We start from the raw sequence: 14,200 nt of genomic DNA on the forward strand, positions 1-14,200 counted from the left end.
GTTGATTTCACTCCCTTGACGGATGCTGCGCGGCCGATGTGACAGCGAATCGCAGATCTCTTTCGAGCCTGGTCTCCACCGGTACGGCGGGATCGGAGTACTGACCCGTCAGGCAGATCGGGCCGGTGTACGTGAGCTGCCGGAGCGTCGCGAACACCGCCGGCCAGTCTGACAATCCGTCCTCGGCCTCGACGAAGTTCGTCGTCCAGCCGCGTTCCGAGCGGACGTAGTGGACGTTCTTCAGGTTCACGATGCCGAGCCGGTCCGCGCCGAGCTCCAGGGTCACCGCGGGATGATCCCCGGCAAGCGCGTCGTGCGCCGCGTCCCACACGAGCTTGAACCGATGAGGCAGCCCGTCGAGCAACTGCAGTACGCCGAGCGTCGACGAGACATATCGCCCGTGATGCGGTTGCACTCCGACCTGTACGTCGTATCGCTCGGTGAGTACGGCGGCGGTCTCGAGCAGCTCGCGATTGCGTCGTACCGAAGCGGCGTACCCGTCCGGGCCGAGGCCGGCCATGATCCGGATCATCGGCACGCCGGACTCCGCGCACGCCGCGAACACGTGCTCGGACAGCTCGCTCGCGACGCTGATCGGTTCGATGCCCTCGGCCCGTAACTGCGCGGTGAACTTCGGCAGCTCGGCCTCGGCGGTCGCCGGCGTCACGTACGCCGTTTCGCGCACCGGGACCTCGGCCCCGGCGAATCCGAGTCCGGAGATCAGCCGCCCGAGCTCGTCACCGGGCAACCCGATCCACGGTTTGGTGAAGACGGACCACAGATAGGTCATGTTCAACGGCCTCCCAGCCCACTCATCGTGATACCTCGGACGAACCAACGTTGCGTGAGGAAGAACAGGACGATCAGGGGCACGGTGGTGACGGTCGCCGCCATCAGGAGAAGGTTCCACTGGGTGCCGTTGGTGTCCTGGAACACCTGCAGGCCGACCGATGCGGTCCGGGTGGCGTCGCTGTTGGAGATCACCAGCGGCCACAGCAGGTTGTTCCACTGCCCGATGAACTTGAAGACCGCCAGCGTCGCGATGGCCGGCACCGCGAGCGGCACGATGACTCGGACGAACGCCTGCCACCGGTTGGCGCCGTCCAACCGGGCTGCCTCCTCGTAGTCGCGCGGGATGCCGAGGAAGAACTGGCGGAGCAGGAACACGCCGATCGCGGTGAACGCGTGCGGCAGGATCATGCCCGGCCAGGTGTCGATCCCGTGCAGCTTCGCGACCAGCACGAACTGCGGGATCAGCGTCACCTGCGACGGGATCATGAGGGTCGCGAGGTAGATGCCGAACAGCCAGCTCCGGCCGAGAAAGTTCAGCCGCGCGAACGCGTACGCCGCGAGCGCCGCGGTGACCGTTTCGAGCAGCGTCGTACCGGCGGCGAAGTAGATCGTGTTCAGCAGGTACTTGCCGAGGGGGACGAGCTCGAACGCGCGGGTCAGGTTCTCGGGATGCCAGCTGCTCGGCCAGAACGACGGCTTCGCGGCCATCGCCTCGCCGTCGGACTGGAACGCGACGAGCACCATCATGACGACCGGGACCAGCGTGATCGCGGTGACCAGGAAGCAGGTGAAGACAACGAGCTTGCGCCGGATCTCAGTTGTCATAGTGCACCAACTTCCGCTGGAACAGGAACTGACCTGCGGTGATGAGCACGATGAACGCGAACAGGACCAGCGACTGCGCAGCGGCGTACCCCTGGTCGTAGTTCTCGAAGCCGGTCCGGTAGATGTACATGACCAGCGTGGTGGTGCGGGTGCCCGGGCCGCCGTTCGTCATGATCAGCGCCTGGTCGAAGACCTGGAACGATCCGATCACCGACGTGACGATTACGAAGAACAGCGCGGGGGACAGCATCGGCACCGTGATGTGCCGGAAGCTCTTCCATGGCGACGTACCGTCGACGCGGCCCGCTTCGTAGAGCTGTTGCGGGATCGCCTGGAGGCCCGCGAGGAAGACGACCATGCCGAAGCCGAAGCTCTTCCAGACGCTCATCAGGATCAGCGCGGGCATCGCCCAGGTGTCGGAGATGAGCCAGGCCGGGCCGTTGATGCCGAACCATCCGAGCACGGCGTTCACCAGGCCGTCGTGCGGGATGTAGAGCCAGATCCAGACGAACGCGACCGCCACCGTAATGGTTGCGTACGGCAACAGCAACAGGGATCGGAAGACGGCGATCCGCTTCAGGCCCTGGTTGAGCAGGAGCGCCAGCGCAAGGCTGACCAGGATCGTCAGCGGGACGCTCACCAGGGTGAAGTACGCCGTACTGCCGAGCGCGGACCAGAACGTCGGATCGGGGCCGAGGCGGGCGAAGTTGTGCAGGCCGGCCCAGGTGGGTGCGCTGAACAGGTTCCAGTTCAGCAGTGAGATGACGCCGGCGGCGACGACCGGTCCGGCGGTGAAGATCAGGAAGCCGATCAGGCTGGGCAGGATGAAGAGCCACGCAGTGAGCGCTTCCCGGCTGCGCCAACGCGGCGGCGGGGCCTGCTTGGCCGGTACCGGTGCGGTGGTGACAGGTGCGGTGTCTGCCGTGGAAATGGCCATCACGCTCACCCCTTCCTGGCCGTGGCTTGGCGGACGGTGTCGAGATGCTGCCGCATCAGTACGTCGAGACGCGGCGTCAGACCGTTGATGGCTTCCGGGACGCTGACCTGGCCGAGGAACGTCCGCGGGAGATCCTGGCCGAGCAACTGCTTGACCTGGTTCCAGTTCGTGGTGACGTCGAAGGCGTGGCCGCCGGCGACCTTGCCGGCCAGGATGTCCTGGACGATGCCCAGGTTGTCGGGCGGCGGCTGGAACGCGCTCCCTGCGCTGAGCCGGGCCGGGTTGTTGCGGCCGGCCTTGGCGTAGATGTCGAGCGCGCCGGTGCTGGTGAGCGTCTTGAGCAGCTTCCACGCGAGGTCGAGCTCGGCCCCCTCGCGTACCCCCGATGGAATGGCGAAGCTGGACCCTGAAACGCGCGGCGTGCTCCCGTTCGCGCCGGCCGGGAACGGGATGATGTCCCAGTCGAACTTGGCCTTCCGGGCGTTCACGACCTGCCACGGCCCGTTCTGCATGAACGCGACGTTGCCCTGCATGAAGTTGGACAGTGAACTCTCGGTGACCAGGTTCTTGATCGGCGGCGTGACCTTGTCCTTCACGAACAAGTCGATGACGAACTGCAGCGCCTCCATCGCCTCGGGATCGCCGAGCGTATTGCGGCTCGCGTCGGCGCTCATCACGTTCCCGCCCGCGCAATAGATCCACGACACCAGGTCGTCGATGGCTGGCGCGCAGGTGAAGCCGTACTGCTCACCGGGTTTGGTGAGTTGCTTGGCGAGGTCGCGGAACGTTGCCCAGGACATCGGTTCGGTCCGGGACGGCAGCGGGACGCCCTGCTTCTTCAGCAGGTCCTTGTTGTAGTACATGACTGTCGGGGCGACGTCGAAGCCAATCGCGTACGTCTTCCCGTTGAAGCCCGAGATCTTCCGGCTGGTCTCGTAGAAGTCGTCGAGCTTGAAGTCGGGGTCGGCGGCGATCAGGTCGTCGAGCGGCCGGTGCGCACCGCGGGCGGCGTACGTCGGGATCAGGGTGCCGTTGAGCGCGGTGACCAGGCTCGCCGTGCCGCTGACGAGTTGCAGGTCGAGTTTGGTCGGGTAGCCGCTCGACGGGGTCAGGGTGGCGACCGACTTCACGCCGAGTTGCTTCTCGACGTACTTGCCGAAGTCCTCCCAGACCTTCTTCTCGGCGGCGCTGCTCGACCACATCGCCCAGGTGGCGGTGCCGGCCGGTGGCCCCGAAGAACAGCCGGCGGCGAGCGCGATGCCGGCCAGTCCGCCGAGCTGGAGCACGCTGCGGCGGGTCAGGTTGGTGCTCATCGATCTCCTCAACGGTAGAGCAGGTCGATCGACTCGGCGCGGATGCGCTCCTCGTCGACCTCGACGCCCAGTCCAGGGGCGGTGGGGACCGTTGCGACGGCCTTGGTGATGCTCAGCCCGTCCACGTACAGATCGGTCAGCAGCTCCGGCCCGTTGAGCTCGGCGGGCAGGGCGAGCTCGAGCTGACTGAACACGTGCAGTGCGGCGGCGAACGCGACTCCGCAGTCGGTCAGGCCGCTGGCGAGCAATTCCACGCCGCCCGCCAGCGCTGTCTGGGCGGTCTTGAGAGCGTTCCGCAGGCCGCCCGACTTGCAGACCTTGACGACGACCAGGTCCGCGGCGTTCAGGCGGATCGCGCGGGCGAGGTCCTGCGCGGAAAAGCTGCCCTCGTCGATCGCGACCGGAAGGTCGATGAGCTCGCGCACGCGCTGCATGGCGAGCGTGTCGGTGCTCGGCACAGGTTGCTCGACGCAATGGATCGTGCGGATGTGCGCCGTCCGGTCGCGGAGTTGTTTCAGCGCGGCTGGTCGATACGACTGGTTGGCGTCCAGCCAGAGCGGTTTGCCGTCGGCAACTTCCGCGACGGTCTCGATCGCGGCCGTGTCCGCGTCCAGGTCGCCGCCGATCTTGACCTTGTACGCCGCATAGTCCGACGACTGGAGAGCGTGTTCGCGGACCGTTTCCTGGTCGCCGACCCCGATCGCGGAACAGAGCGGGATCTCGTCGTAGATCTTGCCGCCGAGCAGTGCGTGCACGGGGACGCCGGCGAGCTTGCCGGCCGCGTCGTGCAACGCGACGTCGACGGCGGCGCGGGCGAACGGGAAACCGTTCGAGACGGCGGGGCTGAGGCGTTTGGCGGCGCGCTGATGGAACAGTTCGACGTCGAACGGCGTGAGTTCGAGAAGGATCGGGGCGAGGTGCCGGCGGATGACGACCGCCATCGTCTCGGCGGTCTCGTAGCTCCAGCTGGGGAGCGCTCGCTGCTCTCCCCAGCCGACCACACCGTCCTCGGTCGTGAGCTTCACGAAGATCACCGCGCCGGCCTGGTCGGGGGCGGCGTCGGGGGAGCCGACGGCGCCGCTGCCGAGCACGAACCGGCGCGCGAACGGCACCGCAACCGCAAAGACCTCAACCTGGGTGATGCGGGACAAGATGATCAGTCCTCTCTCGGTCTGCTCGGCGCGGTGGATCAGGCGGCGATCGACCAGAGGGCGGGATCTACGAAGCTGGGGCCTCGGGTGCCGTCTTCGAGCCACTGGAGGGCGTCCTTCAGCACGTAGCCCGCGAGTGCGAGGTGGCCCTCGGCGGTGTCGCCGGCGATGTGCGGGGTGAGCAACAGGTTCTCCGCACGGAGAGCGCTCTCGGCAAGGTCCGGCGGCTCCGGGTCGTAGACGTCGAGCGCGGCGTAGATCCGCCCGGAGACAGCGTGTTCCAGCAGGGCCTGCTGATCGATCGCCGGACCGCGCGACGAGTTGACCACGACCGCACCGTCGGGCAGCCGCTCGATCAGCTCGCGCGAGATCATGCCCTTCGTCTCGGGCACGTTCGGCACATGGATCGTCAAGAAGGCGCTCGCTGACGTTTCCGGCAGCTCGGCCAGCCGGACCCCGAGCTCGGCGGCGCGTTCGGCACTCAAGTACGGGTCGTACACGACCACGTCGCAGCCGAACGGCTTGAGCAGCGTGATCAACGCACGCGCCGTACTGCTCGCGCCGACGATCCCGACCTTCGCGCCGGCCAGCTCATGCCCGCGGTATCCGGTCTGCTTCCACCCGCCACCGCGGACCGCACCGTCGAACCGGGGCAGCTGCCGAGCCAGCGTGAGCATCGACGCCAGGCAGTACTCACCGACCGACCACGCGATCCGCGGACCTGCCGAGAACACCCCGACCCCCTGGTCGAGGATGACCGGATCGATGAGGTTCTTCACGGTGCCCGCGGCATGCGCGACGACCTTCGGACCGTTGCCGTCGGCCCACAGCGCCTTGCCGAGGTGCGGCGTACCCCAGCTGGTAAGCAGCACGTCGGCGCCCTCGGCCAGCAGCGGTACCGCGGCCGGGTCGAGCGCCGGCGGCCTCGCGAGCGAGCCGTTACCCGTCGTGTGGCCGATGGTGTGGTCGGCGGTTGCCCAGACCACGTCGAAGCGGTCCTCGAGCAGGCGGCGGGTCTCCGGGTCGATCACGTCGGCGGCGCGTTCGGGGGAGAAAAGGGCAGCGAGTTTCGGCACCGTGTCGGCTCCTTCGGTGGTCGGTGATCCGACGGTAGGCGCTTTCCGTTATGCAGGTCCAAGCCCATTTACGTATGGACCGATACCGTGCTTGCATGGCCGCCATGGACCTGTCGCTCCAGCAACTCCGTGGATTCGTCGCCGTCGCCGAGGAACTGCACTACGGCCGGGCCGCCCAGCGCCTGAACCTGACCCAGCCGCCGCTGACCCGCCAGATCCAGGGCCTCGAGCGCACGCTCGACGTCCGCTTGTTCGACCGCACCGGCCGCGGCGTGCGGCTGACCGCGGCCGGGGGAGTCTTCCTCGAGCACGCCCGCCGGGTGCTAGCACTGCTGGAAGTCGCACCCGAGGCGACCCGGCGCGCCGCGGACGGGACGACCGGGACGCTCCGCCTCGCCTTCACCGCGATCGGCGCGTACGCCGTACTCGCCGACTTCCTGACCATGGTCGGGAAACGGACGCCCGGGGTGACGGCCGAGCTGACCGAACTGGTGAGCCCGGCGCAGTTCGAGGCGCTGGCGAACCTGGAGATCGACCTCGGCCTGGTGCGCCCGCCGATCCCGGCGCAGTTCGAGTCGTTGCTGGTCCACTCGGAGGACCTGGTCCTCGCCGTACCCGCCTCGCATCCACTGGCGCTCGGCGACGGGGCGGTCTCGCTGGTGGACGTGACCGACGACTACATCGGGTACAGCCCGGAGGGATCGCAGTACCTGCACGACATCTGTGCGGCGATGATCGGCATGGATCGCTACGCCGTCAGCCAGTTGGCGTCGCAGGTGCCGACGATGCTCGCGCTGGTCCGCGCCGGCCTGGGCTGCGCGTTGATCCCACGCTCGATCATGGCGATGGGTGTCGAGGGCGTCCGCTACCGCGAGCTGGACGCGGCCGACGCGCACTCGGTCACTCTGCACGCCTGCTGGAGCCCCGACAACCCCAACCCGGCCCTGCAGCGCCTGGCCGAATCCCTGCGGCTCGATCCGCGCCTCACGACTTGACTTAGAGCGAACTCTAATTCGTAGGCTCGATGGCATGAGTGCACAACACAAGATCGGCTCGGGTTTCGGGCACGACAGCACCGCGGACGACGTCCTCGCCGGGATCGACCTGACCGGCAAGCTGGCGATCGTCACCGGTGGATATTCCGGTCTCGGTCTGGAGACCACCAAGGCGCTGGCGAAGGCCGGCGCCCACGTCGTCGTACCGGCGCGTCGGCCGGACGCGGCCCGGGAAGTTCTCGGAGAGCTCGCTGAGGTCGACGAGCTGGACCTGGGCTCGTTGGAGAGTGTGGAGGCGTTCGCGGACCGGTTTCTGGCTTCGGGCCGGTCGGTGGACATCGTGATCGACAACGCGGCGATCATGGCGTCGCCGGAGACGCGGGTCGGGCCGGGATGGGAGGCGCAGTTCGCGACCAACCACCTCGGGCACTTCGCGCTGGTGAACCGGCTGTGGCCGGCGATCGCGGCCGGCGGTGGCGCACGGGTCGTCTCGGTGTCGTCGACCGGGCACCGGCGGTCGGACATCCGGTGGGACGACCTGGAGTTCCGGCTGGGGTACGACAAGTGGGAGGCGTACGGGCAGGCGAAGACGGCCAACGTGCTGTTCGCCGTCCAGCTCGATGCGCTCGGCAAGGATTTCGGCGTACGGGCGTTCGCGCTGCATCCTGGCGGGATCCTGACGCCGCTGCAGCGACACCTCGAGAAGCAGGAGATGGTCGACTACGGCTGGATCGACGAGGACGGCAATCCACTGAACCCGGCGTTCAAGAGCCCGGAGCAGGGCGCCGCGACACAGGTGTGGGCGGCGACGTCGCCGCAGCTCGACGGGATCGGTGGCGTGTTCCTCGAGGACTGCGAGGTCGCCGAGGTGTCGACCGACGACGCGCCGGGAGTACGCCCGTACGCGATCGACCCCGCGTCGGCGGAGCGACTGTGGACCGTGTCGGCGCAGCTCACCGGCGTGAACGCATTCGGGTAAGCTGACGCGGTCAGGTAACGGCAGACTGAAGGAGGTGGGACCGATCATCCAGGCAGGTCGGTTGCTCCCGCCTCGAGTGATCAGCGCCGGCTGATCGCGGGAGCCTCGTAGTTCTCTAGGGGTTCAGTGTGTCTGTTTCTTCTTCTGCTGTAGAGCTCGGCTCTGTTGTCGAGCGGTTGCGCGCGTCCGGTTGTGTGTTCGCCGAGGACGAGGCTGCGCTGATCGTCGAGACCGCGCGGGACGCGGCCGAGCTCGCAGCGATGGTCGACCGGCGGGTTGCCGGCTCGCCGTTGGAGTACGTCGTCGGCTGGGCGTCGTTCCGCGGGCTGCGGATCGCTGTCGATCCCGGGGTGTTCATCCCACGTCGCCGTACCGAGTTCCTGGTCGCCGAAGCGCTGCGGGTCACCGCCGCGGGCTCGGTGGTGGTCGACCTCGGCTGCGGCTCCGGTGCCCTGGGTGCCGCGGTCGCGGCTGAGCGCGAGGTGTCGCTGTACGCCGCTGACATCGAGCCGGCCGCGGTGCGATGCGCACGCCGGAACGTGGAGCCGTTTGGCGGAACGGTCTATCAGGGCGACCTGTTCGCGGCGTTGCCGGAACGTTTGCGCGGGAAGGTCGACGTACTGCTGGCGAATGTTCCGTACGTGCCGACCGACGAGATCCGGCTGCTCCCGCCGGAGGCGCGGCTGTACGAGCCGCACGTCACGCTGGATGGCGGACCCGACGGCCTCGCGACCCTGCGTCGCGTGGTCGTCGGTGCCGCGGAGTGGCTCGGGCCCGGCGGTCAGCTGTTCGTCGAGATGAGCGACCACCAGGCATCCGTCGCGCGGGCGCTGATGATCGAACACAGGCTGGACGCCGAGATCACCACGGACGAGGATCTCGGCGCCAACGTCGTACACGGCATCAAACCCGGCGCTGCACATGCAGCAGGTACTCCCGGCGGTTGAGGGGGTCGTGGTCGGTACGCGGGCGTTCCGGGATCGGGCCGGTCACCGGCTGGTAGCGCTCGAAGGCCGACTCCAGGACCCCCTCGCCGCGGGTGAGAGCGGGGAGTTGCTGCTCGAGTTCGTAGACGGCGGCCGCGGGGATTTCTCCTTCCAGGGTTGAGATTTCCGCGGCCGGCGCCGGTACCTGGGGGATCGCCCGGAGCCGGGCGAGGGCCGCGAGTACGGCGCGGGTCGTGTCGGTCGGGATCTCCAGACGGAAGCGGTGCATCGGCTCGTGCACCGTCGTACCTGCCTCCTGGAGCGCGGTCATCAGGACCAGCGGCGTGAGGAACCGGAAGTCGCCGGCCGTGCTGGACATGCTCTTGTCGAACACGGCGTGGGCGTGACTCTGACGGGCGGAGTACCCCGAGTGCGTCATCACCACGCGGGCGTCAGGGATCTGCCAGCCGTGGATGCCCTGGTGCAGCGTTTCGCGGACGGTTTCCTCGACGGCCTTGATGAACGCGTACGGCATCGAGCCGAGTTCGACCTCCAGCTCGAAGGTGACCCCGGCGTCGACCGGTGCCGCTTCGACCCGGAGCCCGACGGTCGCGAGGAACGGGTTCGCGTCCTTCTTGTTGAACTCGACCGCCTGCCCGGTCCCGGCGATCCGCTCGATGCAGATCGTGGTGGTCTCGCGGAAGTCGACCTCGATCCCGAAGTCCGTTGCCAGCGTGGACTCGATGACCTCCTTCTGCACCTCGCCGTACAGGGAAACGTAGGTTTCCTGGCGCAGGTCGTCCTGGCGGAGGTTGATCAGCGGGTCCTGCTCCGCCAGTTGGGTGAGCGCCACGCGGAGGTTGCCCTTGTCGGAGCGCTTCCTCGGAGTGATCACCGTTTCGAGCGTGGGCGGGGAGAACGCCGGTGCGGAAACAATGTGTCGTTCCGTTCCGGAAACGTTCCGGAAATCGGTCAGGGTGTCGCCGATGCGGATTTCCGTCAGGCCCCAGAGGCGGCCGATCTGGCCGGCACGGATCGTCGTCGCGGGGCCTTCGCCGACGACCTCGAGCGCGGTGATCTTCCCGTCGGTGTCGCCGTACCGCACGCGTTCGCGCACGTGGGCCGTGCCGGAGAACATCCGGACGTAGGCGATCTTCTCGCCGGCCGGTCCGCGCTCGACCTTGAACACGGTGCCGTCGAGCGGTACGCCGGTGGTGCGGGCGCGGGGGAGCAGTTCCCGGATGCCGTCGGCGAGCGCTTCCGTGCCCGCGCCGGTGATCGCCGATCCGAAGTACACCGGGTGGACGATCGCCTGATGCGTCTGGGCGATGAGTGCCTCGGGCAACGACAGTGGCTCGTTGTCGACGTACCGCTGCAGGAGCGCGTCGTCGTGCCGGGTGAGGACCTCCAGAAGGGCGTCCTCCTGCACGATCGGCTTGAACGTCGCCTCGGGTGTGCCGAGGTACGCCGCCTCGCCCATCGGGACGATCTCCCGGGTGAGTTTCGCGGCGATCTGCTCCAGTACGCCGTCGTACTGCGCGCCGGTCCGGTCGAGTTTGTTGACGAAGATCAGCGTCGGGATGCGCAGGCGTTGCAGGGTGCGCATGAGTACGCGCGTCTGCGCCTGGACGCCCTCGACCGCCGAGACGACCAGGACCGCACCGTCGAGCACGCTCAGCGCGCGCTCCACCTCGGCGATGAAGTCCGGGTGGCCCGGGGTGTCGATCAGGTTGATGCCGACGTCGCCGATCGTGAACGCCGCGACGGCGGACTTGATCGTGATCCCGCGCTGCCGTTCGAGCGCGAGCGAGTCGGTCTGGGTACTTCCGTCGTCGACGCTGCCGACCTCGTCGATGACTCCGGCGGCGTACAGCAGCCGCTCGGTCAGGCTGGTCTTTCCGGCGTCAACATGCGCCAGGATCCCAAGATTCAGTAGTTCCACGCCGCTTCATGTCCTTAGAACAGGTGCCATCGGTCTCCGCAACAGCCATGAAGCGAGGTCGCATGACGGACTCCTTTACCAGACACCTGTTCGTTCGTACGCCCCGAGTACACCAACCCTCTCCACCGACGAACAAACCATTTAGCTCCCACCTACACCCACCCGTAGGCTGACTCGGATGCTCGATCCCATCGCCCTCGCGGCACCGCACGTCGGCGCCGTCCTCCGTGCGACGCCGGTGAACGGCTTCGTCGGCAACGAGACGTTCCGCCTGGACACGCGCGCCGGCGTCTACTACCTGAAGGCGGGCGCGACGGTCGCCGAGGAGGCCGATGCGTGCCGGCTCGCGCGGTCGGTCGGCGTACCTGCGCCGGAGGTGATCGCGTCGTCCCCTCTGATCACGCGGGAGCTTCCTGGCCGGCCGCTCGCGGCTGACTCACCTGACCTCGGCGCGGTGGTGCGGATGGTTGGAGAGGGCATGCGGCGCGTGCACACGATCGTCGACCCGTCGGCGTCCTGGCGAGATCGACTGAGTGGTGTCCTGGACGGGCTGGACGTGTTGCCGGATCGCCTCGCTGCGCGCGTGCGGGAGGTGATTCCTCCGTTCATCGACAGTGTCGGCGACGTGACGCCGGTGTTGTTGCACGGGGATCTGCATCTGCGGCACGTGTACGCCGAGGGCGCCGAGCTGACCGGGATCCTCGACTGGGGCGACACGACGTACGGCGATCCGCTGTTCGATCTCGCCCGGCTGTCCATGGCGGGACCGGACGTGACGGCGATGTTCCTGACCGGGTACGGCGACGTCGACGCGCCGCCGCGGACGCTGTCGACGTACCGCGTGCTGTGGTCGCTGATCGCATTGCAGGCCGAGCACGCAGCGGGCGGAGACTGGATTCAACCGCACCTCGAGGTGATCGCGCGCGACCTCAGTTGATAAGGGTCCCCAAGGGGGTGCCGTTGAGGATGGCGGAGGCGGCGCCGGGGCGGTCTATGTCGAAGACGTGGAGGGGGAGGTGGTGGTCGCGGGCGAGGATGAAGGCGGTCTGGTCCATCACGCCGAGGCCGCGCTCGATGACCTCGGCGTACGTGAGGTGGTCGAACCGCCGCGCGTCGGGATGCTTGTTCGGGTCGGCGTCGTACACGCCGTCGGTGCCGTTCTTCGCGACGAGCAGCGCGTCCGCCTCCAGCTCCACGGCACGCTGCACCGACGGGTAGTCGGTGGTGGTGAACGGCTGCCCGTTGCCGCAGGCAAGCAGTACGATCGATCCCTTCTCCAGGTGCCGGAGCGCGCGCAGCCGGATGTACGGTTCGGCCAGGTTGTCGATCGGGATCGCGGTCATCAGCCGTACGCCGTGCGCCCCGAGCGCCGCGAGCCGCCCCCGCAGCAGCACCGCGTTGATGACGGTGCCGAGCATGCCGATGTTGTCCGCCTCGAGCCGGTCAATACCCCAATCGTCGGCGCGATTGCCCCGGAACACGTTCCCGCCGCCGACGACGACCGCGACCTGGACGCCGGTGGCGCGCAGCGCGATCACCTCGGTCGCGAGATGGGTGAGCCGGTCGCCGGCGAAACCGAACTCGTTCGGGCCGGCGATCGCCTGGCCGGACAGCTTGAGGACGAGCCTGCGGTACATGCCGCTCCGTTCTGAAGGCGGGGGGCACGTCCGATGGCGGCGTGCCGACAGCAGATGTATCACGGAGCGGTTCCGCTGTGGGCCGTGGTCTGTAAAGCTGACGGGGTGACCGAGTTCAAGGCGCGGAATCTGACCGGGGCGCGATTCGAGAAGTCGACGCTGCGGGGCGCGGTGTTCCGGGACGTCGATCTCAGCGGTGCCTCCTTCGACGACGTGGACCTCAGTGGTACGACGATCCGCAACGCGCGACTGGTCGACGTGTCGCTCGACGGCGACATCAGCAACCTGACGGTCTGGGGCATCGACGTCGTACCGCTGGTCGACGCGGAGCTCAACCGCCTGTACCCGGGCCGCGAGCGGATGCGCCCGACCGACGCCGACGGCTACCGCGAAGCGTGGGACCTGCTGGAACAGCTGTGGTCGGAAACCGTGACGAAGGCCCGCCGGCTACCGCCGGAGCTGCTGCACGAGTCGGTGGACGGCGAGTGGTCGTTCATCGAGACACTCCGCCACCTCGTGTTCGCCACCGACGCCTGGGTACGTCGTGCGGTCCTCGGCGTACCCGAGCCGTGGCACCCCCTGGACCTGCCTCACGACGAGATGCACGACACCCCGCCCGTGCCACGCGACCGCGCTGCTCGTCCCTCGCTCGACGAGGTGCTCGAGCTGCGGGCCGATCGGATGACGACGGTACGGACGGTTCTCGCCGACCTCACCGACGACCAGTTGACCGAGCAGACGACGCCCGTCCCGGAGCCTGGCTACCCGGCGTCCGAGAGCTATGAGATCAGCAGCTGCCTGGGCGCGATCCTCAGTGAGGAGTTCGAGCACCGCCGGTACGCCGAGCGCGATCTCGCGACCCTGCAGGCGAGAACTGTCGGCGAGGAGTCCTAGCCTCGGTTCATGGTGCCCGAGACTGGACCGCAGGACTGGCGAAAGCTCGCGCAGAAGCTGCACGCGAGATTCTTGATCGACGCCTATGCCGACGGCGCGCGCTTCGTGGCGGCGGTGGGGGAGGCCTGTCAGGATGCCGTACCTGAGGTGCGGCTCGGTGCGTCCTTTGTGGACGTCGCCACTCGCGACGCGCAGCTGGCCGGACGGATCAGCGCGATTGCGGCGGAGCACGGGTTGACCGCCGACCCGACGGCCGTGGCGCAGCTCGAGATCGGGTTGGACACGGCGGATCTCGTCGAGCTCGGCCCGTTCTGGGCAGCGGTGCTCACCGGCAGCACGGAATCCTTCACGGGCAACGACATCCTCGATCCGACGGGCCGCGTCGCCAATCTGTGGTTCCAGGGCACGACGCCGCACGAAACGCCTCGCCAGCGGTTCCATCTCGACCTCTGGCTGCCGCCGGAGGTCGTGCAGGAGCGGATCGAGGCGGCGCTCGCCGCGGGTGGCAAGGTCGTGTACGACGAGGAGGCGCCGGCGTTCATCGTGCTCGCGGACCCCCAGGGCAACAAGGTCTGTCTGTGTACGTCGGAAGGCCGGTAAAACGCCAGCGCGGTACGGCGTGCTCTGCTACATTCGTGCTGAATCGAGGAGGTGTGTGATGGCTTGCAAGGTGATCCGGTTCCGCGCCATTCCCTCCCCGACTGCTGCCCGCTGACAGGTTGACAGCTCTTCC

14 protein-coding genes are annotated in these 14,200 nt (G+C 68.0%); 6 read left to right on the top strand and 8 right to left on the bottom strand.

Features of this window, described 5'->3' with window-relative positions; all coding sequences use genetic code 11:
* Positions 1-7: 7 nt before the first annotated feature.
* Genes EV137_RS01905 through EV137_RS01930 form a run of 6 tightly spaced genes read right to left on the bottom strand, consistent with a single transcriptional unit; the run spans position 8 to position 6,094 of the window.
* Positions 8-790, bottom strand: coding sequence for a sugar phosphate isomerase/epimerase family protein (locus EV137_RS01905; RefSeq protein ID WP_134126071.1), 783 nt, complete (start codon positions 788-790; stop codon positions 8-10).
* A gap of 2 nt (positions 791-792) precedes the next feature.
* The gene (locus EV137_RS01910; RefSeq protein WP_134126073.1) at positions 793-1,617 is read right to left on the bottom strand and encodes a carbohydrate ABC transporter permease; all 825 of its coding nucleotides are present in this window, start codon (positions 1,615-1,617) and stop codon (positions 793-795) included.
* Positions 1,607-2,554 carry a carbohydrate ABC transporter permease gene (locus tag EV137_RS01915; protein WP_134126075.1) on the bottom strand — a complete coding sequence of 316 codons (948 nt, stop codon included), beginning with the start codon at positions 2,552-2,554 and terminating at the stop codon, positions 1,607-1,609. The genes EV137_RS01910 and EV137_RS01915 overlap by 11 nt, the downstream gene beginning before the upstream one ends.
* Before the next feature lie 5 nt (positions 2,555-2,559).
* Positions 2,560-3,867 (bottom strand): ABC transporter substrate-binding protein, encoded by a 1,308-nt coding sequence (locus EV137_RS01920; RefSeq protein ID WP_134126077.1) that lies wholly within the window; start codon positions 3,865-3,867, stop codon positions 2,560-2,562.
* Positions 3,868-3,875: 8 nt separating this feature from the next.
* Positions 3,876-5,018 carry a mandelate racemase/muconate lactonizing enzyme family protein gene (locus EV137_RS01925; RefSeq protein ID WP_134126079.1) on the bottom strand — a complete coding sequence of 381 codons (1,143 nt, stop codon included), beginning with the start codon at positions 5,016-5,018 and terminating at the stop codon, positions 3,876-3,878.
* 38 nt (positions 5,019-5,056) lie between these two features.
* Positions 5,057-6,094, bottom strand: a complete 1,038-nt coding sequence (locus EV137_RS01930) for a hydroxyacid dehydrogenase (protein WP_134126081.1) — start codon at positions 6,092-6,094, stop codon at positions 5,057-5,059.
* 95 nt (positions 6,095-6,189) lie between these two features.
* On the opposite strand from EV137_RS01930, the gene EV137_RS01935 reads away from it, so the two are divergent.
* The 3 genes from EV137_RS01935 to EV137_RS01945 all read left to right on the top strand — a co-directional run bounded on the left by EV137_RS01935 (position 6,190) and on the right by EV137_RS01945 (position 9,015).
* Entirely contained in the window at positions 6,190-7,089 is a 900-nt protein-coding gene (locus tag EV137_RS01935) for a LysR family transcriptional regulator (protein WP_238175031.1), read from the top strand.
* Positions 7,090-7,123: 34 nt separating this feature from the next.
* On the top strand, positions 7,124-8,068 hold the full coding sequence (locus EV137_RS01940; protein WP_134126083.1) for an SDR family NAD(P)-dependent oxidoreductase: 945 nt from the start codon (positions 7,124-7,126) through the stop codon (positions 8,066-8,068).
* Between the two features lie 128 nt (positions 8,069-8,196).
* A complete protein-coding gene (locus EV137_RS01945) occupies positions 8,197-9,015 on the top strand; it encodes a putative protein N(5)-glutamine methyltransferase (RefSeq protein WP_134126085.1) in 819 nt (272 codons plus the stop codon).
* Here EV137_RS01945 and EV137_RS01950 read toward each other — a convergent pair.
* Positions 8,972-10,936, bottom strand: coding sequence for an elongation factor G (locus tag EV137_RS01950; protein WP_134126087.1), 1,965 nt, complete (start codon positions 10,934-10,936; stop codon positions 8,972-8,974). The genes EV137_RS01945 and EV137_RS01950 overlap by 44 nt on opposite strands.
* Positions 10,937-11,114: 178 nt before the next feature.
* On the opposite strand from EV137_RS01950, the gene EV137_RS01955 reads away from it, so the two are divergent.
* Positions 11,115-11,873, top strand: coding sequence for a phosphotransferase family protein (locus EV137_RS01955; protein WP_134126089.1), 759 nt, complete (start codon positions 11,115-11,117; stop codon positions 11,871-11,873).
* On the opposite strand, the gene pyrH is transcribed toward EV137_RS01955, so the two are convergent.
* Positions 11,866-12,573 carry a UMP kinase gene (gene pyrH, locus EV137_RS01960; protein ID WP_134126091.1) on the bottom strand — a complete coding sequence of 236 codons (708 nt, stop codon included), beginning with the start codon at positions 12,571-12,573 and terminating at the stop codon, positions 11,866-11,868. The two genes, EV137_RS01955 and pyrH, sit on opposite strands and share 8 nt — an antisense overlap.
* 105 nt (positions 12,574-12,678) lie before the next feature.
* Here pyrH and EV137_RS01965 point away from each other — a divergent pair, with 105 nt between their 5' ends.
* Together EV137_RS01965 and EV137_RS01970 are read left to right on the top strand one after the other, a co-directional pair.
* Entirely contained in the window at positions 12,679-13,467 is a 789-nt protein-coding gene (locus EV137_RS01965; RefSeq protein WP_238175032.1) for a DinB family protein, read from the top strand.
* 9 nt (positions 13,468-13,476) lie between these two features.
* On the top strand, positions 13,477-14,067 hold the full coding sequence (locus tag EV137_RS01970) for a 4a-hydroxytetrahydrobiopterin dehydratase family protein (protein ID WP_134004517.1): 591 nt from the start codon (positions 13,477-13,479) through the stop codon (positions 14,065-14,067).
* Positions 14,068-14,200 lie beyond the last annotated feature (133 nt).

The sequence above is a fragment of the Kribbella pratensis genome (assembly GCF_004366075.1).
Taxonomy (GTDB): domain Bacteria; phylum Actinomycetota; class Actinomycetes; order Propionibacteriales; family Kribbellaceae; genus Kribbella; species Kribbella pratensis.